Here is a 20,674-nt window from a genome sequence, read left to right on the forward strand (position 1 = left end):
GGGAAAAAATTCTAGAATGGGAAGAAATAAAGCTTTTCTAGAATTACATGAAAAGCCTTTTATTGAAATTGCAATAGAAGTATTTAAAAATTTTGATGAAGTAATAATAATATCTAATAATGAAGAATTATATTCTAAATATAATATTAAAGTTTATAATGATATAATAAAAAATGTTGGTCCAATTGGAGGAATATATACTGCTCTTGAATATGCAAAGTATGATATAGTTATAGTTGCATGTGATATGCCATATCTAAATAGTGAAATAGTAGAAAGAATAGCTAATGAAATGGATGATAAAAGCGTGATTTCAGTGACAAATGGTAAGTTACAACCATTGTGTTCTGGGTATAAAAAGAGTATAATAAATAAGGTATCCTTATGTATAGAAGGAAATGATTTAAAGCTCAGAAGCCTTATAGACAAAATAGATAAAAGCTATATATACTTTGATGATGAAGATTTATTTTTAAATGTAAATACTGTTAATGAATATAAAAAATTAACTGGAGTTTAATTAGATATGGTTATAAAATAGAGTAGGATTTATATGGAGGAGAGTTTATGAATTTACTTAAATGCGATTCTTGGGCAGTAATATTAAATAATAGCGATGAAGAAAGTAAAGCATATAAAATATTAGATGAACTTAAAAAGAATATGTACAAAGTTGTTGCTATAGATGAAGAAAAGAAACCTATTGAAGGTATAGATGTGTATGAGTGTTTAAAAGATGTACCACACAATATTGACGTTGTGGCCATTATTGACAAACAATCTAAGATGGATGTGATTTTAGAAGAAGTAGAACTTTTAGATATACAAAACATATGGTTTGAAAAAGGAAGCTTTAGTGAAATGATGATTAAAAAGATTAAAGATTTAAAATTGAATGTAGAATATAATTTAAATTTACATGATGAGTTAACTAAATAATAAAAGGTACAACTAGTTAACCAAACACATTATTTTATAGTATAGATTAACTAATGAAACATTAAGTTACAATATTTATTAAAAAAGTTATAAGTTGCATGATATAATATATTAAATACGATATAAAGGAGTTGATATATTATGTTAATAGTTACCACAGAAAAAGTCGAAGGCAAAAAAATATCAGAAGTTCTAGGACTAGTTAGAGGAAGTACAATAAGAGCAAAACATGTTGGAAAAGATATAGGAGCAAGCTTTAAAAACCTTGTTGGAGGAGAGCTTACAGGATATAATGAAATGCTTACTGAAGCAAGACAAATTGCTATAGGTAGGATGGTTGAAGATGCAGAAGCTAAAGGTGCAAATGCAATAATAGCATTTAGATTATCTTCAGCTTCAGTTATGCAAGGTGCAGCAGAAATGCTTGCTTATGGAACAGCAGTTATTTTAGAAGATGATAAGAATTAATTTGAAAAATAAAATATAAATAGTTAAAAAGAGGCATCTTTTAAAAATTTTATGGATGCCTTTTTTTATTTGGAAAAACTGATATAAGAAAGAATTTTAATCGTTATGATAATAAAATGGGATGATATTATATAAATAAATAAAATTATATTATATAATATATGGTATAGACTTAAAAAAATTTATTAGTAGAGAAAATATAGACAATGTTATAATAGTTATAGAAATTGGAAGTAATTGTACATTTGTTAAATAGATTACATATATACTAGTTTTATATTTGGAATAGTTATAAGTTAATATTTTTTATTTTGTGAACGTTGGAATAATAAAAATGTATGTACTATTAAGTTATATGATAAGAAATGTAGATATAATATGTTATATTACTGAGAAAAATGGAAATAAAATAGAGTAGGTTTTATTAAATTGGTTTTTATTTTTAAAGGTCTAGTTAATGTATAAAGGGGTGAAATTATATGTTTAATGTTGCAATTATAACACTTAGCGATAAAGGCTATGAAGGAAAAAGAGAAGATATAACAGGAAAAAAACTAATTGAATTTGTTGAAAATACAGGAGATTATAAAGTTATTGAATATGTATTGATAAAAGATGACAAGGAAATGTTAAAGGAAAATATTGTAAAACTTTGTGATAGTAATAAAATAGATTTAATTCTTACTAATGGTGGGACTGGTTTTTCAAAAAGAGATGTAACTCCAGAAGCGACTAAGGAAGTATTAGAAAAAGAAATACCAGGTTTAAGTGAATATATGAGAATGAAATCTACAGAAATTACCAAAAAAGCTATACTAAGTAGAGGTGTAAGTGGAATAAGAAATAATTCTATAATAATAAACTTACCTGGAAGTCCAAAAGGTGCAGTTGAAAATTTAAGTTTTATAATTGATGTTTTAGACCATGGCATAGAAATTTTAAGAGGAGAAGCTACAGAATGTGCAACTAAAAAAAGTAAATAGTATATAATCTAGATAGATAAAAAATAGACAAAGAGGTAGATAGAGTATGATTGATAAGTATGGAAGAAAAATAGACTACCTTCGTATTTCACTTACAGATAAGTGTAATTTAAGGTGTGTCTATTGTATGCCACCAGATGTAAAATTTGATAAAAATTATATAAATGAAAATCTAAGTTTTGAAGATTATAAATTCATTATAAAGGCTATGTCAGAACAAGGAATAACCAAGGTTAGATTTACTGGGGGAGAGCCTCTTTTATATCCTAAGTTAAATGAACTTATAAAATTTACAAAAGAAGAATGTGGAATAAATAATATTGGAATGACAACTAATGCTATTGGGCTTTCTGATAGAATCTCTGAGCTTGAAAAATGTGGTTTAAATAAAGTTAATATAAGTTTAGATTCTTTGAAGGAATATAAGTATAAATCTGTAACAAGAGGTGGAAATTTAAAAGATGTCTTAAAATCGATTGAATCTTGTTTAAATTTAGGCATAAAAGTAAAATTAAACTGTGTTGCTATAAGTGGATTTAATGATGATGAACTTAAAGATTTTATGTTTTTAACTGTTAAATCACCAATTGATGTAAGATTTATAGAGCTTATGCCATTAGGTGAAGCTAATAGAGTTTATAAAAAAGGTTATTTTAATGTAAAAGAAATGGTTGAAAAAATATATGGACTATATAAAGTTAAAAATGAAGAAAAAAGTACAGCAGAATATTATATGTTTAAGGGAGCCAAAGGAAGAATAGGAATTATAACTCCATTAAGTTGTTCATTTTGCAATACATGTAATCGTATTAGACTTACTTCTAGTGGTGCAATAAAATTGTGTCTACATTCAAAAGAAGAAATAGACATAAAACCATTTTTACATAAACCATTGTTATTTAGGGAATCAATGAAAGATATAATAAAACAGAAGCCAGAAAAACATCATCTAATAGAAAATAAATGTAGTGATACAAATAGACGTATGTATGAAATTGGAGGATAAGTAATGTTAACACATATAAATGAAAAAGGGTATGCCAAGATGGTAGATATAAGTGAAAAAGATGACACTAAAAGAACTGCTATAGCAACAGCTACAATTACTCTTAGTAGAGAAGCTTTAGACAAAGTAAAAAATGGTCAGATAAAAAAAGGAGATGTACTATCTGTAGCTCAGGTTGCAGGTATAATGGGAGCTAAAAATACATCTTCAAATATACCAATGTGCCATCAGATAAAATTAGTAGGATGTGATTTGGAATTTGATATAGATGATTCTGAGTCTGCTATTAGGATATATGCAACTTGCAAATCTCTTGGAAAGACTGGAGTGGAGATGGAAGCTTTAAATGCATGTTCTTTGGCAGCACTTACAATTTATGATATGTGTAAAGCAGTTGATAAAAAAATGGTTATAAGTAATATACATCTTGTAGAGAAGACTGGTGGAAAATCAGGAGATTTTAAGTTTGAGTAATTAATAATATATGGGTGAAAATTTGGAGGAAATATGGCTAAGGTAGTGTCAATAAATATAAGTGAGAAAAAAGGTGTAATTAAAGTTCCTGTACAATGTGCAGAACTAAAAATAAATCATGGGATAGTTGGAGATGCGCATGCAGGAGATTGGCATCGTCAAATAAGCTTGCTTGGAAAAGAAAGTATAGATAAAATGAAGATGAAAGGTTTTGACCAATTAAAATATGGAGATTTTGCTGAGAATATAACTACAGAAGGGATAGAAGTATTTTCTTTACCTGTTGGGACAAAACTAAGAATTGGTAAATGTGAAGTTGAGGTGACTCAAATTGGTAAAAAGTGTCACAATGGATGTGAAATTAAGAAATTAACTGGAGACTGTGTAATGCCACGAGAAGGAATTTTTGTGAAGGTTCTAAAAGAAGGAATTATACATGTGGATGATTCAGTAGATATAATTTAGTAAAATTACTATTAAAATGTAATTATATATGACGTATAATTCAATGAAAATATTATTAATATATAAGTATCTGTTTTAAAATACAATGATTAATCATTATAAAAATGTTGATGAAATATTGTATTAGTAAATTAAAACAGTAGTTGTATTAAGCTATGAATGTAAAATCATAGCTTTTTATTTTTTAATTTTTAAGAAGAAATATTTTCTTTATATATTTAAAATTATATTTTATACAAAAATTAATTGTTTTATACAAACTGTTTATACTGTAAATTTGTAGATAATAAAGTATAAATTTTGATGAAATTTTAAAAATTACATTATATAAATATAGTAATAATATAAAAATTTACATATAAAACTAAAAAATACAAGTAATTTACTTTTTGAGTTGACAAAATATTGCATATATATTATTATATAAATCATAAATTAACTATAAATAAATATTATAGATTCGTAGAAAAAGAAAGTAGCATAAAGGAATTTTACAGAGAATTAGATTTGGCTGAGAACTAATATTGGAATTTGTGTGAAAAGGACTTTGGAGAATACTATTATAATCTTGTTATAATAGTGGTTTAATTCGCCTTAAGAAAATGAGTGAGTAAAATTAATTTTTACTAATAAGAGTGGTAACACGGATTTATATTCGTCTCTTGGATTTTTCCAAGAGGCGTTTTTTATTATAGAATTATTTCAGAAAATTTAAAACTATATATTAAATGAAAAATATAAATATATGATAGTTAATAAATTTATAAATTAGAAAATTGTAAAATATACTAGACTCAGTGACTTTACGATTTAAATGGAGGGATGAAAATGGAAGAAGAAAAAATTAACTATGCACTGGAGCAGGTTCCAGAGCATCAAAAACGTGGCTGGGTAGCTATGTTTTCAGTTTTAGTAGCAATAGGTGTGGATTTATCATCTGTTATTTTAGGGGCTGAATTGGCACAGAGTATGCCAATGAAACAAGCAATATTATCAGTAATTGTTGGTTCATTTTTTTCTGCAATTTTGTATACTACATGCTCTTTAGTTGGTTCGTCTACAAGCCTATCTACATCTATGATAACAAAGTATGTGTTTGGAGAGACTGGAGCAAAAATATTTTCTCTAGTTATAGGGGTTTCTCTATTAGGGTGGTTTGGAGTTCAAGTAGGTTTCTTTGCTCAAAATGCACAAATAATAATAAAAGATATATTTAATCTGGATGTAAGTATGCAAATTCTAAGCCTAATAGGTGGTCTCTTGATGATGAGCACTGCTATTTATGGATATAAGGCAATGGAAAAATTAAGTGTATATTCAGTACCATTCTTATTAATTCTTATGATGTTAACTATATTTTTAGCTTTTAGAGCAAATGGAATTCCAGTTGATGATAATATGAAGTCTACTATGACATTTGCAGGTGGAGTTTCTTTATCAATGAGTATAATAATAGTTGGTGCAATAGTATCTCCTGATATAAGTCGTTGGGCTAAAAGTAGAAGAGATTGTGCACTTTCAAGTTTCTTGGGAATACAATTTGGAAATGCCTTTATGATAGTAGTTTCTATAATATTGGTAAAATGTATGGGAACTTCAGATATTATGAGAATTTTTATTACGTTGGGAATTGCTATACCAGGTATAATTGTGCTTACATTAGCTCAATGGACTACAAATACAAGTAATGTTTATTCAGCATCACTAAGTATAGCACTTGTACTTAAAAAAGCACCTGAGAAAGTATTAACTATAGTTCTTGGTATTGTAGCAACATTATTAGCTGTATTTGGAATATATGAAGGTTTTATAGGATTCTTAAATCTACTTGGAATCGTAATTGCACCTGTTGGTGGTGTATATACAGCAGAATATTACATAGTAAAGCAAGAGCTTAAAGGTTTTGATAAGGGTGTATTATATAAACCAATAGTTAAACGTTCAATAGTATCTTGGGTAATTGGGATATTGATAACTTATCTTTCAACATATGGATTTATAACTCTTACTACTATAGCTCCTTTAGATGGGTTTATAGCAGGATTTGTAGTACAATCTATTATTGGAAAAGTGCTTTGTTCAGCAAAAAATAAGGAAAATGTAGATAAAGCAGTGTAATGAAATTTGTTTATAAAGTGTAAAATAAATTTGAAATATGAGGAGAAAGTAACATGAGATTTTTAACAGAAGAAAGTATAGATAAAATAGCAGTTGGTGCAGCAGTACTTGGAACTGGAGGAGGAGGAGACCCATATGTAGGTAAACTTGTTGCAAAACAAGCAATTAAAAAGTATGGTCCTGTAAAAGTAATAAGTTTGGATGAACTTGATGATGATGCTCTAGTAGTTCCAGTATCTGGTATGGGTTCTCCTGTAATTACAATAGAAAAATTACTTTCTGAGGTAGAATTAACTACACCTTTAGAAATAATGGAGAAGTTAATAAATAGAAAAGTAGATGTTATAATTCCTATAGAAATAGGAGGAATAAACTCACTTATGCCAATAGCAGTTGCTGCAAAAAAAGGACTACCTATTTTGGATGCTGATTCTATGGGGAGAGCTTTTCCTGAAGCTCAAATGGTAACTTTTTATCTTGAAGGGTATGAGGCATCACCTGCTGTAATGTCTGATGAAAAAGGAAATTCTGCTATCCTTTATCCTGTAGATGGAATTTGGTCAGAAAGATTAGCCAGAACTCTAACTGTGGAAATGGGAGGAAGTTCTTCTATCAGTGATTACAATTTAAGTGGAGCTCAAGTTAAAAAAGCTGCTATAGGTAATACACTTACAATAGCTGAAACTATAGGAGGATTTTTGCTTGAAAATAAGTCTGATTCAAAAGGTGCTGTTGAGAATATATTGAAAGAATTAAAAGGATATAAGTTATTTGAAGGAAAGGTAATTGATATTAAGAGAGAATTGAAAGGTGGATTTACTAGAGGGCATGCTTTTTTTGCTGGAATTAATGAATATGATGGAGAGTATTCTATATTATTTCAAAACGAGAATTTAATTGCAAAAAAAGGTGATACACCACTTTGTATTACACCAGATTTAATAGCAGTATTAGATTTAGAAACTGGATTTCCAATAACTACAGAAAGAATAAAATACGGTTCGCGTGTTATGGTAGTAGCTTTTCCTTGTAATGAAAAATGGAGAACAGAAAAAGGAATTGAGACAGTTGGACCTGGATACTTTGGATATGATGTGGAATATAAAACAGTAGAAGAATTACAAGGAAAATAAAGTTTAGGAGGAAATTTTGATGTATCGTGTAGGAATTGACGTTGGAGGAACAAATACAGATGCTTGTATACTGGATGGGGAATTAAAAGTAATTCATTCAGTTAAGGTAGCAACTACAAAAGATGTTGAAACAGGTGTTTATAATGCTTTAAAAAAAGTTATAGATGAAAGTAAGATTGACCATTCTTTAATAAAGTATGCTATGCTTGGTACAACTCATTGTACAAATGCTATTGTAGAAAGAAAAAGACTTAATAATGTAGCAATGATAAGAATAGGAAAGCCAGCGACAACTGCTATTCTTCCTTTTATAGATTGGCCAGAAGATTTAAGAGAAAAGATAGAACTAGATTCAATACTAGTGTCTGGTGGATATGAGTTTGATGGTAGAAAGATAAATGAACTTTGCAAAGAAGAAGTTGTAGAATTTTGCAATAAAATAAAAGACAGAGTGGAAAGTGTTGCAATAAGTGGAGTATTTGCTCCAGTAAATAAACAACAAGAAGAGGAAGTTGCAAAGTGGGTTAGAGAAATTCTAGGTGATATTCCTATATCTTTATCAAATGAAATAGGCAATATAGGTATACTAGAAAGAGAAAATGGAGCCATTTTAAATTCTGCATTATCTCAAGTAGGTAAAGCAGTATCTTTAGGATTTGAAAAAGCACTTAAAGATTTAGGTATAGATGCACAAATTTATTTTAGTCAAAATGATGGAACATTAATGAATTTAGAGTATACAATGAAATATCCAATTTTTACAATTGGATGTGGAATAACAAATTCTATAAGAGGAGCTTCTTTCTTATCAGAAGTAAAAAATGCAATAGTATTGGATGTTGGAGGAACTACGAGTGACCTAGGGGTACTATATAATGGATTCCCTAGAGAATCATCAATTCCAGTTACAATTGGAGGAGTACATACAAACTTTAGAATGCCTGATGTTTTAACTATTGGACTTGCTGGTGGGACATGTGTAAAAGGTGAAAAAGATAATATAAAGATAGGTCCTGAAAGTGTTGGTTACAAAATAACTGAAGATGCAATAATATTTGGTGGAGATACTTTAACTTTGTCAGATGTTGTTACAAGGTTAGATATGGCATTTGAAGATAGAAAAACTAATGTTGAACATTTAGATAAAGAGTATTGTGATGAGGTATATAAAAAGGTAATTTTAAAGCTAGAAGATGCTGTAGACCAAATGAAAACTAGTCAAGATGATGTTGAGTTAGTTTTAACAGGTGGAGGAAGTATAATTGTTCCTGAAAAATTAAAAGGCATAAGTAATGTTATAAGACCTCCTCATTATACTGCTGCAAATGCTATTGGTGCTGCATTAGGACAAATAAGTGGAGATGTAGAAAAGGTGTATAGCTTAGATAAAATGTCTAGGGAAGATGCTATAGAAGATTCAAAGCAAGAGGCAGTAAATAAAGCTCTAAAGGCTGGTGCTAAAAAAGATACTATAGAAGTATTAAACATAGAAGATGTTCCACTTGCATACCTTCCTGGAAATGCACTTCTTATAAAAGTAAAAGTTGTTGGTGATTTAATTTAAAGAAGAATTTAATTATTTTTAAAATTATTTTAAATATCAAAAAATCGGTGCTTAATTTGTACCGATTTTTGTTTTTTAGTAAAGAACTCGTTTTTTTGCTTCTGCTATAGCTCTAGCAGCACTTTTAGCTTGTATTCTTTTTTCTTCTTCTTTTTTGAACGCATTTATTGTTTCATTTAAATTCTTATCATGTTCATTTTTTTCCTTATCTTCATTTTCTCTATATACCAATACATAATTTATTATTGATTCATTTATTATCTGGGATATACTCTTATTTTCATTAATTCCTATTCTTTTAACCTCTTTGAGTAATGTTTCATCAATATGAACCGTTGTTTGTTTTGTGTTTTTTGCCATGTTAATCACCTCTTAAAAAGAATTTTAACATTAAAATTTTTTTTAGTCAATAAATTTTAATATTAAAATTCTTTAAATGTTTTATTTGATTTTCTAAAGCTTTCTATTGCTTTTATCATATTATTTTTTATATTTTCACCTAGTACAGAAGATTTTAGTCTAGGATTTTCAATATGGTCATAAATCGGTTCTAAAAATTCAACTTCAACAGGAAGAGAATTAATCTTGCCAATAGGTTGATACCCTTCATAAGTATCTTTTGAGTTTTTTATTACCAGTGGAACAATAGGGCATTTTGCTTTGTATGCTATTTTTAAGGCCCCACTTCTAAAATCTGATACCAATGAATTTGGTTCTTTAATCCATGTCAAATCTCCTTCTGGAAATACAGCCATGCTTTGACCTTTAAGTATATTTTGAGAAGCTTCAGATATACTTTTTATACCTTCTCGATTGTTTTTTCTGTTTACATATACACATCTTAATAGTTTTGCCCATTCTTTAAATATAGGTATATTTCTCCAAACTGGTTCGTCTGCAATTACACATCCAATTGGTCTTTCCACACTTGCTGCTAATATAAAACTATCAAGCATACTAGAATGATTTACAACAAATAGAAGAGGTTCTTTTGGTAATGTTTCTTTTCCAATTATATTAAGGTCTATATTTACTATATCTAAAGATTTTCTAGCTTGCTTTTGCATAAATTCAAATTTTTCTTTTAAGCTAAATTTATCAGGATTCTTTTTAATTTTAATAAGTCTAGGTATAGAAGATGTAAAACCTATAAGTTGATATGTAGCAAATTTTAAGTAATTATTCATAAAATTATCTCCTTAAAATAAAATTATTTATTACTGTAAAGATTTTAACATAAAATAAAATTTAAGTCTATTTTAATTCAGTTATATAATCTATATTTAAAATAGGCAGATATTAAAATTTTATACTTTTAATTTTACCAGTTATATTCTCTGAACCTCCCATGACTGAAGTCACAGGGTTCCTGCTTCATAGGATTTCGCATACTAAAATATGTCTTACCAATTCTCCACAGGCTATCCCCGTAGTTCCTACGGTTCTTACATACGTTATCTATTTTAAACTGTTATTAGTCTTAATCCTTCTTTTAGTATATTTATACTCGCATTTATATCTCTATCGTGAGTTACATTACAACAAGGACAAATCCATTCTCTTATATTTAAATTCTTTATTTCCTCGTTTTTATACCCACATTTATTACATATTTGTGAACTTGCAAAGAATTTACCTACCTTTACAATTTGTCTACCATACCAATTAGCTTTATATTCTAATTGGCGAACAAATTCTGACCATGACACATCAGAAATTAAGCGAGATAGTTTACTATTTCTAGTCATATTCTTTACTTGTAAATCTTCTATGCAAATAATATCATTCTCTTTTATTAATTTAGTAGATAGTTTTTGTAGAAAATCCTTTCGACTATTAGCTATATGTTCTTGAAGTCTTGCAACTTTTAATCTTGCTTTATTTCTATTTGAACTACCAATTGTTTTTCTTGATAATTCTCTTTGTAATTTAGCAAGTTTGTTTAATGACTTTAGAAGATACTTAGGATTTTCTATAAATTGTCCACAGCTTGAGATACAAAATTCTTTAATTCCTAAATCTAAACCTATCTGATTATTAGTATTTTCAAATGCTTCAATATCTATATCAGTACAACATAATGATACATAATATTTACAACTTGGTTCTTTGGATATAGTAGCATTAAGTATTCTCCCTTGAGGTACTTGTTTATCCCTTACTTTAACCATACCAAGTTTAGGTAATTTTATATATTGACCAAGGTACATAATATTTCCATTTGTAAAATTCGTTTTATATGAAAATCTATTAGTTTTCTTTGATTTAAATTTAGGAAATCCTGCATTTTCTTTAAAGAATTTTTTATATGCGTTTTCTAAATCTTTTAAGGTGTTTTGTAGTGAAAATTTATCAGGCTCTTTAAGCCACTCTAATTCTTTTTTTAAATGGGTCAAATCAGAACTACACTGTTTATAAGTAAAAGTTTCTTTATCATTTTCATAAACTTCTATTCTTTTAGCAAGATATTTATTATATACAAATCTACAACATCCAAAAGTTTTGTTAATTAACTCTTGCTGTTTTTTATTTGGATACATTCTAAACTTATAAGCTTTTTCCACTACTATCACCTCACTTTAATTGCTTTTTATGATTATTAATATACATATCCAAGTAACTTCTATTTTTCATCACTCATTATAATATTAACAAACGTAATTATCTAAAACAATTATTTCGAAGGTTTTATATTTATTTCTAAATAACATATGTAAGAACCATAAGTCCTGACTTTTATCATTTTTGAGGTTGTCGTTCACATAAGTTCGCTACTACCTATGCAGTTCTCTTATGAACTTCTTACACTTTCATGTAAGCACAGACTATATCTTATCCTTCGGCATTATCCGTTAAGGTCTACCCACTTCCACTACCGATAACTTGTAGTGTACTTCCCTCAAGAGGAATAGTCGTTGAAGTTTCTCCTACTTAGGAGCTTACCTGCTGATTGCCCATTTTAAAGTACTTAGGGTTTAACCTTATACCATCTAACCAATTTTTTCTACTTTCGTAACTTTCACACTTAGGTTTATTTCATCCTTATGTTTTAGTTTGGTTAGTTTTAGGGATTTCCAGCAATTCAAGTAGTATTGGATAGGTTCTATCCTATCTCTACATATAAGTTTCCCTATATGCTGACTATTTTAGCTACTAACTCATGACTAAAGTCACAAGTGTGCGTAGCTATTTTTCAATCAATAAATTACTATTCTATTAAATTAACTTAATAACCTTTAAATTAAATTATAAAAACTGTTGTAGGTTAGCAACAACAGTTTAAAAAGATTTGTTTTATAATATAGAGATATATTAATTCGTAATGCTAGAGCTAGCCCATTCCTTACACTGAACGATTCTTTTTCCATCATCACCTTGTTCTTTATCATATGCAAATTGATTAAGCATTTCACATGGAAATGTATCACATAGACCACAATGTGTAAGATTTTTATTTTCACAACATGATTTTACAGGGCATTCTTCACCCCAAAAAGGTTTATCAATATATGTACATCCTTTGCAATTGACCTTTCCTTTGTACTCACATTCATAACATAAAATTCCACATCTTGATTCTATCATTGTTACTCACTCCTTAAATATAAATTTTATATGATTGTACATCAAAACTTATACTTTTCATTGTAAAAATCGGACAAATTTTTTATATAGGTTGTTGGATTAACCCCACAGATAGATTTAAAATCATTTATAAAATGGGATTGGTCATAATAGCCAATATCTTGAGCTAAAGTTGTAAATAGCATATTATTATTTTGTACTTCTTGCAATACAAGATTTATACGAAGTAATCTAAGATAGGATTTGATACTCATTCCAAGAGAATTATTAAAAATCCTGTTTAAATGACGCTCACTATAACAACTGATTTGAGAAATATTTTTAACTGACATAATGGAGTTCTGTTTTCTTGTATTTTCAAGGATTGGGATAGTCATATCTATTATATTTGATTTGAACAAGTATGATAAAAATAACATATCTAATTCTTCTATTAATTCTTTTAGAGTGCTCGTTTTTTCAAAAATAGAATTAATCTCTGAGCTAAATAATGTATTAAAATCTTCAAGTTTAATTTTTAAGTCAGTGGATTCTCTTTGAGAAAAACCTGTTAAATAATATACTCCACCTGGACGAAACTCAACAAATACTCGAAATAGTACATTTTCTATGTCGTTTTTTACAATTACAGTTTTCGTTGTAGCTCCCCAAAATTCACTATCCATACCCTTTTTATCAAATTCAAATATCATACATCCACTAGCATCAGGTATTAATGTAAGATTTTCTTTAGTATTTATATCGGAAATAGATATTGTATAGTGTGCTATATATGGTCTTAATAATTTATGTGGCAAAATATATGTATACTGTTTGCAAGCATTTAAAATATTATTGATTATTTTATTCATAAGTAAATCCTCCTAATATATTAAGAACAAATATGCCAATTTATTTTAATATATAATAAACAAAATTTGATTCAACTGAAATATTTTAATAATATGTTCTTGTTAAATTCAGATACAATAATTGTAAGGTAAAATTTCAAAATATACAATTATTATAAATTATAGATGCCACTAAATGTATCTTAAATAAGAGTAAATATAAATCAAGATTAGAAAAGAATAGTATTACTTTCATAATAAACACATATAAAGATATTTTTAAGAATAAAATTTATTATTAAATAAAAAATAAAGGAGAGTGGTTTAATAGCATGGCATCAAAACAAACACCAAGAAACAATTTAGAAAAATTTTTAAGAATAAGAGTTTTATCACATACAGGCGATAAAATACATATAAAATTACCTGTAAATTTTGCAAAGAGAATGATTGAGAATAATGCTTTGGATTTATTTAATGGAAAAGATGATGTAGTTGATGGTAAAAAGATTACTGAGATATTAGTCAAAGCATTTGACTATGACCTAACTGGAGAGGTAGTTCACTTGGAAAGAAAAAATGGAGATATTATTAAGGTCTCAATCGTGCAATAGACCTAATTTATATGAATTTTATTTTGAAAAAATATAACTAATTAAGAATTAGTAGGAAAGTTCAGCTTATTGTTAGTATATAATACACATTTATAATTTATAGATGTGTATTTTTTGTATGTAAAGTTTAAATGTATATATTATTAAAATATTACCATTTTGGAAATAGATGTAAATGTATGTTGTATAGTATAATATAAATAGTATATTACTTTGTAAAGTTAGCAAATAAATCCAAGTTAAAAAATAAGTTAAAGAATACAGTGTTATTAAGTAGAATATTGGGAGTATTTTTTATAGCCAAAGGGTCAGAACTAGAAAAAGTGGAGGAGGAAAACATGTTTACAGATGGAAGAAGCAAGAAAGTAGTTTTTATAGCACATTGTTTATTAAATCAAAATGCTATTTCAGATGGGACTGCCATATATCCTGCAACATTTAAGGATGTAATTGAATTATTTGTTAATGAAGAAGTAGGTATTGTTCAATTACCATGTCCAGAACTTAGTTGTTTGGGAATTGATAGGGGAAATGAAAATGGTGCTAATCGTTCTCCAAATTGTGGAGTTGATACTACTTCAGACAATGATGAAGAAATCAATGATAAGGGTTTGTTTATGTCAGAACTTTATGAAAAACTTTAAAAAGAGAATTTATCAATTCCAATGATAGGATTAAAGAGTACAGATGACTACATAATGAAGATAACAACATTAATTCAAAAAAATGAGTTATTACATTGATTTGGTACTTATTTTTGGAATAAGATTTATTAGTAGTATAATAAAGGCAGAATAATAAAAAAACGGGACGTGGCAGCCAAGTGCTGGCAAAGACGCCCTGTTTTTTTATATAACCTAAAAATATGTACTTTTTTAAATTTATTATATTCTTTTAAATTGAATTTTTTCATCTGAACACAAAGTTTCAAACCTGTATGTATCTGTCATCTCATAAAAACCAAAAAATATAAAACCATCACGAGAAGTAAATTCATATTGAATATTTTCACTTTTCAGTGTCTTTTCTACTTCACTTATTTTTTCACTATATACAATGTCCACCATATAATTTATCATTGTAGAACCCCTCCTATTAATATGACAATATTCAAATATATAATAACATATTTAGATGATACAATTGTATTAAAAATGAAATAAATCTATTATATTAAGGTATTAAATTTTTATTAAAATGCTTATGAATAATCTAAATAATAATAGTTTGATACTAAATAAGATAAGAATTTGAATCTTGAATAAAAAATAAGAAGCTATAAATAATATAAGTATCATTTATGGCTTCTTATTTTTTATTTATTAGGATTATATATAAAAGCAATCACTATATTTTTTGTTTAAGTTTTAATACTTGTTTTACGATATTTGTTGAATGGTCAGAAATTCTTTCTAAATTAGTAAGTAAGTCAAGATAAAGCACACCAGCATCTATTGTACAACTTCCATTATTTAATCTAATCATGTGTGAATTTCTAAAAGTTTTTTCTAAGTAATTTACTTCATTTTCAACTTCTAAAACCTTGTTTGCTAACTCAAAATCTTTAACATCTAAAACTATTAAAGCATCCTTGAAGTTAGTCATAGTTTTATTGTATATTTGGTATATTTCTTTTATTGCACTGTCAGAGAAGCTAATATTCATTTCTTTAACACTCATAGCTAATTCAGCTATATTTTCTGCATGGTCAGATACTCTTTCGATATCATTTACAGTGTTAAAAAGTAAATCTGTTCTAAAACGTTCATCGTCTCTAAGAGGTTCTTTAGAAAGTTTTAATAGATAGTTCAGTATATCTTTTTGTAATTTATTGACAACTTTTTCTGATTCAAAAGTTTTATTAATATCATCACTACTCTTATTTAAGAATCCTGCAATTGCATGTTCTAAAGAATTTGTAGCTTTGTGTCCCATTCTTACAACTTCTTGTACAGTATTACCAAGTGCTATAGATGGAGTACTAAACATTCTTTCATCTAAGTACTTAGTATTATTTACTACTTCTGATTCAGTTTCTTTAATAGGTATAAGTTTACTTGCTAATTTAACTATGTATTTAGAAAATGGTAATAATATTATAACATTTGTAAGGTTAAATAAAGTATGTGCATTTGCTATTTGTCTAGCCGTATCAGTTGGGTTAAAATGAGTAACTATAGCTGATATAGGCTTATTTAAAATAAGCATAAATATGATTGTACCAATTACATTAAAACTTAGATGCATTACAGCTGCACGTCTAGCATTCCTGCTTGCACCGACACTTGATAAAAGTGAAGTAACACAAGTACCAATATTATCTCCATAAAGGATAGGTAAAGCAGCTGATAGAGGTAGTATTCCTTGAGAAGCCAAGGCTATTAACATACCCATAGATGCACTTGAACTTTGTATAATACCTGTTATAGCAAATCCTGCTAATATACCTAATAGAGGATTTTTACTAAAATATAAGAGTACATCAGTAAATGCTTTATATTCAGCAAGTGGTGCCACTGCATCTTTCATAAATTCCATTCCTGTAAACAATATACCAAAGCCAATAAGTATTTCAGATAAATGTTTTGTTTTTTGATTTGATGTAAATAAATAGAATACAATACCTACACCTAGAGCAATTGGTGCTATTCCTTCAAGATTAAATGAAACTAATTGGGCAGTAACTGTAGTACCTATATTTGCTCCCATTATTACACCAATAGCTTGACTTAGATTCATTATTCCTGCATTTACAAATCCTACAACCATAACCGTAGTAGCACTTGAACTTTGTATAATACCTGTAACAACTGTACCTACCAGTACACCCATAACAACATTACTTGTTAAGAGTTCAATAATTTTTTTTAATTTGTCTCCTGCCGATTTTTGTAAACCTTCTCCCATTAAACTCATTCCATAAAGAAAAAGTCCAAGTCCACCGATAAGACTAATTGCTATATTCACGATATTTCCTCCCTTAAGAAATTAATAAATTTTTTATCTGAATTATAAACTTTATTAACTAAAATTTATCGTTTCCTTAATATAGAATAACAAATTTTGTCAATAAAAATATTAATGTTTTGTTAAGTATACGTTAAGAGAATGTTAAATCTTTAAGTTGTTGTTAATTTGAGAAAATTCACTATATATAGTAATTTAAAGTCTTTAACTAAGATTTGGTTTATTTTATGTATAATTGATTTAACAAAGAATTAACCATGTTTGTAAAAATTGTGTAAAAGATATCATCCTTTTTTAAAAAAGATGTAAATGTAACTTTTACATCATATACATCAATAGATGAGATAGAAAATGCTTCTAAATCAAGTTTAAATATAGTGCTTAGAAAGAAGGTATAAAAGCAGCTATTTTTATGAAGAAAGCAAAAACTGTGCTGTATTTGGAGATTATGATACTGTTTTATGTGTCAGAGACTTGTTGGAGGAATTAGGTCTTGAAGTTGATATAGTTAATCCATATGCTCCATTTGTAGGATTAAGAGGAATTCTTTATATAATCGAAAAAATACTAAATATATAGCATCAAAGTCACAGATAATATGTAAAAATACTTATTATAAATAGATTTAATATAAATTAATGTATATTTTATTAAAATAATTATTAGTTATGTTAGAAACCTTAAGATATTGGATATAATATAATAAACAGGTAAATTTTGTAATTAAAAAAATACCTAGTTTATCTTAATTATAGGGGAAGTGGGGATATTTTATGGAAAGATTAATGGAACTTATAGAGAGAAAATTTTTAAAAGATGTAGAACTTTTAGAATTGGAAGACATAGAAAATGTAATAGAATGTAAAATGACACAACCATATAATGCTCATTATAATGAATATTTGCTAAAAGTAAAAAATAGAGATATTATAGAAGAATATTTTGTGTATTTAAAACATAGATAAGCATAAAAGAGGTCTGTATTTATTTGTATTGTTGCAAAATAAAGACAAGCCTCTTTTATGTTAAATATAAACTATAAAATTGCTATTTATTTGATTTTTTCAACAACATTAGTTAATATTGAATCTAAATCATCGCTAATTTCTGTAACACCATTATGAGTAATATCTATGATTTCTTTAGTCATAGGAAGTTCTCCTAAAAGTTCTAAATCTAAATCATTTAAAAATGTCTCAGTAGATTCTCCATCAAATAACTTGATTTTTTTAGAACAATCAGGACATTGGATATAACTCATGTTTTCAATAACTCCAAGAACATTTATGTTCATTTTTTTAGCCATATTAACTGCTTTTGATACAATCATAGATACTAAATCTTGAGGTACAGAAACCATAACTATTCCACTTATAGGGATAGATTGCATAACAGTTAATGCAACATCTCCAGTACCAGGAGGCATATCTATTAATAAGTAGTCTAATTCCTCCCAAAGAACATCAGTATAAAATTGTTTTACAACTCCTCCAAGTAAAGGTCCTCTCCAAACAACAGGTTCATTTTCATCATCTATCATAAGGTTTATAGACATTACTTTTATGTTATTTGCATTTTCTACAGGATAAATATAAGAGCCATCAGAATAAGCTTTTACATTTTTTACACCCATAAGTCTAGGAATACTTGGTCCAGTTATATCTGAATCTAATATACCAACCTTATATCCCATTTTATTTAGCTTATTAGCAAGTAAAGCAGTTACAGTTGATTTTCCAACCCCACCTTTTCCACTCATAACACCAATTATTTTTCCAAATTTATTGTTAGGGTTATTTTCAATAGAACAATTTGATTGACTATTACAATTTCCCTTTGATGGACATGAATTACAATCTGCCATATCTATTACCTCCAAACTTTAATATTTATTAGGTCATTTGTAACCTACATATACTATTTTAGTACAATTGAACCATAAAGTCATTATTTAAAAGTAACTTAGAATATTTTCTGTTGATTGATTTATAATTTATAATAAAAAAAGAAGGTAATAAAAAAATTATAACCTTCTAAAAAGTGATTATTTCAACTGACCTATAGACATTAATCATATAAATATATGGAAAATATTTCAATATATTATGCATAACTGGTCATTTTATAAGTGTAACTGGGAATTAGATGTATATTTTATAAAAATTTGATGAAAAAACAATTAAAAATTGCAAAGAAAAAAGATATAATTAGAAATGTAGTAGTAAATGTTTTATTATAGATAATAGCGTTTAAGTATTTTAAATAATATTTGGAGGAATATAAATGGAATTAAGACCAAGAAGTGCAAAATTAGAAGAATTCGATAAGGTAATAGAATTAATAAACTATGTATTTAGGATATCAAGAAATCATAAACCAACTATGATGGAGGAGTTTCCTCTCTTATTAAATAAAAATAATATAGAAAATATGATTATAATATCAGAAGATGATAAAATAGTTTCAGACGTAAATTATTTAATTCAAGATGTATATATTCAAGGAAATAGGCTGAAAGTTGCAGCTATAGGCGGGGTGTGTACTCATCCAGATTATGAAAAAAAAGGCTATTCATCTAAGGTATTGGATAAAGTAGAAGAAAAAATGTTTTATGATGGTATAGATATTGTAATCATTTCAGGAACAAGAACTTTGTACAGTAGAAGAAATTGTAGTTTGGTAAAAAGCTTCTACAAATATACAATAAAACCTGAGAATGTGAAAATACCATATGAAATAGTTGAATTTGATGAAACTAATTTTGAAAAAGATGATGATTTAGACAAAATGATTGAACTATATAATCAAAATAGTACTAGATTTATAAGAAGAAAAGATGAGTTCAAAAAATTATTACATGCAGCAACTATTGCTTGGGGACCAATTGATTATAAGAAGGTATTTATAAAAGAAAATAATAATATTATAGGATATTTAATAATAAGAACAATAAAAAAAGAAAATTCTATTGTAGGAGAAGTGGCTGAGATAGGGTTAAACTCTGTAAATGCTGAAAATATATTGAAATACGTAACAAATAAATTTGGTTTAGAATATTTAGATTATAAAGTACATGTAAGAAATCTTAAAGACCAATTACAAGGTAATGAAATAAAAACTTTGGATTATCAACAAGGAACTATGAAAATAATAAATTTTGTAAAATTGTGTGATAACCTAAGAAGTTATTTTAATCAATATATAGATTCTGAATTATTAAAATATATGGAGTTTAAACAAGTTGAAAATAAATATATTATTAAATATAAAGAAGAAGAACTTGTAATAGAAAGTTTGGATAAACTTAATAAACTGTTTTTTGAAAAAAACGAAGAGCAATACAATGAATTTAAACATTTAAAAAATATACATGAATTTGCAACAAAGGTGTTTCCTTTAGATTTTCCATGGACTGCAAATTTAAATTATCAATAATTGTGTGCTTTTCGACTGTATTCAATAAAAATGGATTATGTTTAAAGAGAGCTCTTATTAAATAACGTAAATTAGTTTATGTTAAAAAAGAAA

General features: G+C 27.2%; 22 protein-coding genes and 1 other annotated feature. Of the genes, 14 read left to right on the forward strand and 8 right to left on the reverse strand.

Going from position 1 to position 20,674, the window contains the following annotated elements; genetic code table 11:
- The first annotated feature begins 16 nt into the window (after positions 1–16).
- The 10 genes from ACTG46_RS09290 (at position 17) to ACTG46_RS09335 (ending at position 9,150) form a co-directional block, all read left to right on the forward strand.
- A complete protein-coding gene (locus tag ACTG46_RS09290) occupies positions 17–520 on the forward strand; it encodes a molybdenum cofactor guanylyltransferase (protein ID WP_065388474.1) in 504 nt (167 codons plus the stop codon).
- Positions 521–567: 47 nt separating this feature from the next.
- On the forward strand, positions 568–939 hold the full coding sequence (locus ACTG46_RS09295; RefSeq protein WP_054270191.1) for a CoA-binding protein: 372 nt from the start codon (positions 568–570) through the stop codon (positions 937–939).
- A gap of 141 nt (positions 940–1,080) precedes the next feature.
- Positions 1,081–1,407, forward strand: coding sequence for a heavy metal-binding domain-containing protein (locus ACTG46_RS09300; protein ID WP_054270192.1), 327 nt, complete (start codon positions 1,081–1,083; stop codon positions 1,405–1,407).
- A gap of 479 nt (positions 1,408–1,886) precedes the next feature.
- Positions 1,887–2,390 (forward strand): MogA/MoaB family molybdenum cofactor biosynthesis protein, encoded by a 504-nt coding sequence (locus ACTG46_RS09305; RefSeq protein WP_054270193.1) that lies wholly within the window; start codon positions 1,887–1,889, stop codon positions 2,388–2,390.
- A gap of 46 nt (positions 2,391–2,436) precedes the next feature.
- On the forward strand, positions 2,437–3,396 hold the full coding sequence (moaA, locus tag ACTG46_RS09310; RefSeq protein ID WP_054270194.1) for a GTP 3',8-cyclase MoaA: 960 nt from the start codon (positions 2,437–2,439) through the stop codon (positions 3,394–3,396).
- Positions 3,397–3,399: 3 nt separating this feature from the next.
- Complete coding sequence (gene moaC / locus ACTG46_RS09315; RefSeq protein WP_054276629.1) at positions 3,400–3,870, forward strand: cyclic pyranopterin monophosphate synthase MoaC; 471 nt, start codon at positions 3,400–3,402, stop codon at positions 3,868–3,870.
- A 33-nt stretch (positions 3,871–3,903) separates the two neighbouring features.
- Positions 3,904–4,335 carry an MOSC domain-containing protein gene (locus ACTG46_RS09320; RefSeq protein WP_054270196.1) on the forward strand — a complete coding sequence of 144 codons (432 nt, stop codon included), beginning with the start codon at positions 3,904–3,906 and terminating at the stop codon, positions 4,333–4,335.
- 454 nt (positions 4,336–4,789) lie between these two features.
- Positions 4,790–5,001, forward strand: a binding site (T-box leader).
- Between the two features lie 162 nt (positions 5,002–5,163).
- Positions 5,164–6,453: a cytosine permease gene (locus tag ACTG46_RS09325; RefSeq protein WP_054270197.1), complete on the forward strand. Its 1,290-nt coding sequence runs from the start codon at positions 5,164–5,166 to the stop codon at positions 6,451–6,453.
- A gap of 53 nt (positions 6,454–6,506) precedes the next feature.
- Positions 6,507–7,586: a DUF917 domain-containing protein gene (locus ACTG46_RS09330; RefSeq protein WP_054270198.1), complete on the forward strand. Its 1,080-nt coding sequence runs from the start codon at positions 6,507–6,509 to the stop codon at positions 7,584–7,586.
- Positions 7,587–7,605: 19 nt separating this feature from the next.
- Complete coding sequence (locus ACTG46_RS09335; protein WP_207713531.1) at positions 7,606–9,150, forward strand: hydantoinase/oxoprolinase family protein; 1,545 nt, start codon at positions 7,606–7,608, stop codon at positions 9,148–9,150.
- Between the two features lie 75 nt (positions 9,151–9,225).
- On the opposite strand, the gene ACTG46_RS09340 is transcribed toward ACTG46_RS09335, so the two are convergent.
- The 5 genes from ACTG46_RS09340 to ACTG46_RS09360 form a co-directional block, all read right to left on the reverse strand.
- Positions 9,226–9,510 (reverse strand): hypothetical protein, encoded by a 285-nt coding sequence (locus ACTG46_RS09340; RefSeq protein WP_021384547.1) that lies wholly within the window; start codon positions 9,508–9,510, stop codon positions 9,226–9,228.
- Positions 9,511–9,572: 62 nt separating this feature from the next.
- Entirely contained in the window at positions 9,573–10,337 is a 765-nt protein-coding gene (locus ACTG46_RS09345; RefSeq protein WP_054270200.1) for a lysophospholipid acyltransferase family protein, read from the reverse strand.
- Between the two features lie 276 nt (positions 10,338–10,613).
- Positions 10,614–11,723: an IS200/IS605 family element RNA-guided endonuclease TnpB gene (tnpB, locus tag ACTG46_RS09350; protein ID WP_167649779.1), complete on the reverse strand. Its 1,110-nt coding sequence runs from the start codon at positions 11,721–11,723 to the stop codon at positions 10,614–10,616.
- 739 nt (positions 11,724–12,462) lie between these two features.
- Positions 12,463–12,735 (reverse strand): DUF3795 domain-containing protein, encoded by a 273-nt coding sequence (locus tag ACTG46_RS09355; RefSeq protein WP_054270204.1) that lies wholly within the window; start codon positions 12,733–12,735, stop codon positions 12,463–12,465.
- Positions 12,736–12,776: 41 nt separating this feature from the next.
- A complete protein-coding gene (locus ACTG46_RS09360; protein WP_167640211.1) occupies positions 12,777–13,586 on the reverse strand; it encodes a response regulator transcription factor in 810 nt (269 codons plus the stop codon).
- Positions 13,587–13,897: 311 nt separating this feature from the next.
- Between ACTG46_RS09360 and ACTG46_RS09365 the strand changes: the two genes are divergently transcribed.
- Positions 13,898–14,179, forward strand: coding sequence for a hypothetical protein (locus ACTG46_RS09365; protein WP_479923995.1), 282 nt, complete (start codon positions 13,898–13,900; stop codon positions 14,177–14,179).
- A gap of 338 nt (positions 14,180–14,517) precedes the next feature.
- On the forward strand, positions 14,518–14,823 hold the full coding sequence (locus ACTG46_RS09370; RefSeq protein ID WP_479923996.1) for a hypothetical protein: 306 nt from the start codon (positions 14,518–14,520) through the stop codon (positions 14,821–14,823).
- A gap of 240 nt (positions 14,824–15,063) precedes the next feature.
- Here the strand turns inward: ACTG46_RS09370 and ACTG46_RS09375 are convergent, their stop codons facing one another.
- Together ACTG46_RS09375 and ACTG46_RS09380 are read right to left on the reverse strand one after the other, a co-directional pair.
- A complete protein-coding gene (locus tag ACTG46_RS09375; protein WP_074179404.1) occupies positions 15,064–15,258 on the reverse strand; it encodes a peptide ABC transporter substrate-binding protein in 195 nt (64 codons plus the stop codon).
- A 268-nt stretch (positions 15,259–15,526) separates the two neighbouring features.
- Positions 15,527–17,146 carry a Na/Pi cotransporter family protein gene (locus ACTG46_RS09380; protein ID WP_479923997.1) on the reverse strand — a complete coding sequence of 540 codons (1,620 nt, stop codon included), beginning with the start codon at positions 17,144–17,146 and terminating at the stop codon, positions 15,527–15,529.
- 773 nt (positions 17,147–17,919) lie between these two features.
- Between ACTG46_RS09380 and ACTG46_RS09385 the strand changes: the two genes are divergently transcribed.
- Complete coding sequence (locus ACTG46_RS09385) at positions 17,920–18,111, forward strand: hypothetical protein (RefSeq protein WP_479923998.1); 192 nt, start codon at positions 17,920–17,922, stop codon at positions 18,109–18,111.
- 86 nt (positions 18,112–18,197) lie between these two features.
- Here the strand turns inward: ACTG46_RS09385 and ACTG46_RS09390 are convergent, their stop codons facing one another.
- Positions 18,198–19,010, reverse strand: coding sequence for an Mrp/NBP35 family ATP-binding protein (locus ACTG46_RS09390; RefSeq protein WP_054270210.1), 813 nt, complete (start codon positions 19,008–19,010; stop codon positions 18,198–18,200).
- 419 nt (positions 19,011–19,429) lie between these two features.
- Between ACTG46_RS09390 and ACTG46_RS09395 the strand changes: the two genes are divergently transcribed.
- Positions 19,430–20,581, forward strand: coding sequence for a GNAT family N-acetyltransferase (locus tag ACTG46_RS09395; RefSeq protein ID WP_479923999.1), 1,152 nt, complete (start codon positions 19,430–19,432; stop codon positions 20,579–20,581).
- The last annotated feature ends 93 nt before the right edge of the window (positions 20,582–20,674 follow it).

Source organism: Clostridioides sp. LIBA-7678 (assembly GCF_056716065.1).

Excerpts from the sequence above, each read along its gene's own strand:
- ACTG46_RS09360 (WP_167640211.1), bottom strand. The coding sequence starts at position 13,586 with ATGAATAAAATAATCAATAATATTTTAAATGCTTGCAAACAGTATACA.
- moaA (WP_054270194.1), top strand. The coding sequence starts at position 2,437 with ATGATTGATAAGTATGGAAGAAAAATAGACTACCTTCGTATTTCACTT.
- ACTG46_RS09290 (WP_065388474.1), top strand. The coding sequence starts at position 17 with ATGGGAAGAAATAAAGCTTTTCTAGAATTACATGAAAAGCCTTTTATT.
- ACTG46_RS09375 (WP_074179404.1), bottom strand. The coding sequence starts at position 15,258 with ATGATAAATTATATGGTGGACATTGTATATAGTGAAAAAATAAGTGAA.
- ACTG46_RS09335 (WP_207713531.1), top strand. The coding sequence starts at position 7,606 with ATGTATCGTGTAGGAATTGACGTTGGAGGAACAAATACAGATGCTTGT.
- ACTG46_RS09365 (WP_479923995.1), top strand. The coding sequence starts at position 13,898 with ATGGCATCAAAACAAACACCAAGAAACAATTTAGAAAAATTTTTAAGA.
- ACTG46_RS09370 (WP_479923996.1), top strand. The coding sequence starts at position 14,518 with ATGTTTACAGATGGAAGAAGCAAGAAAGTAGTTTTTATAGCACATTGT.
- ACTG46_RS09300 (WP_054270192.1), top strand. The coding sequence starts at position 1,081 with ATGTTAATAGTTACCACAGAAAAAGTCGAAGGCAAAAAAATATCAGAA.
- ACTG46_RS09345 (WP_054270200.1), bottom strand. The coding sequence starts at position 10,337 with ATGAATAATTACTTAAAATTTGCTACATATCAACTTATAGGTTTTACA.
- ACTG46_RS09390 (WP_054270210.1), bottom strand. The coding sequence starts at position 19,010 with ATGGCAGATTGTAATTCATGTCCATCAAAGGGAAATTGTAATAGTCAA.
- ACTG46_RS09355 (WP_054270204.1), bottom strand. The coding sequence starts at position 12,735 with ATGATAGAATCAAGATGTGGAATTTTATGTTATGAATGTGAGTACAAA.
- ACTG46_RS09320 (WP_054270196.1), top strand. The coding sequence starts at position 3,904 with ATGGCTAAGGTAGTGTCAATAAATATAAGTGAGAAAAAAGGTGTAATT.
- ACTG46_RS09305 (WP_054270193.1), top strand. The coding sequence starts at position 1,887 with ATGTTTAATGTTGCAATTATAACACTTAGCGATAAAGGCTATGAAGGA.
- ACTG46_RS09325 (WP_054270197.1), top strand. The coding sequence starts at position 5,164 with ATGGAAGAAGAAAAAATTAACTATGCACTGGAGCAGGTTCCAGAGCAT.
- ACTG46_RS09295 (WP_054270191.1), top strand. The coding sequence starts at position 568 with ATGAATTTACTTAAATGCGATTCTTGGGCAGTAATATTAAATAATAGC.
- ACTG46_RS09395 (WP_479923999.1), top strand. The coding sequence starts at position 19,430 with ATGGAATTAAGACCAAGAAGTGCAAAATTAGAAGAATTCGATAAGGTA.
- ACTG46_RS09330 (WP_054270198.1), top strand. The coding sequence starts at position 6,507 with ATGAGATTTTTAACAGAAGAAAGTATAGATAAAATAGCAGTTGGTGCA.
- ACTG46_RS09340 (WP_021384547.1), bottom strand. The coding sequence starts at position 9,510 with ATGGCAAAAAACACAAAACAAACAACGGTTCATATTGATGAAACATTA.
- moaC (WP_054276629.1), top strand. The coding sequence starts at position 3,400 with ATGTTAACACATATAAATGAAAAAGGGTATGCCAAGATGGTAGATATA.
- ACTG46_RS09385 (WP_479923998.1), top strand. The coding sequence starts at position 17,920 with ATGGAAAGATTAATGGAACTTATAGAGAGAAAATTTTTAAAAGATGTA.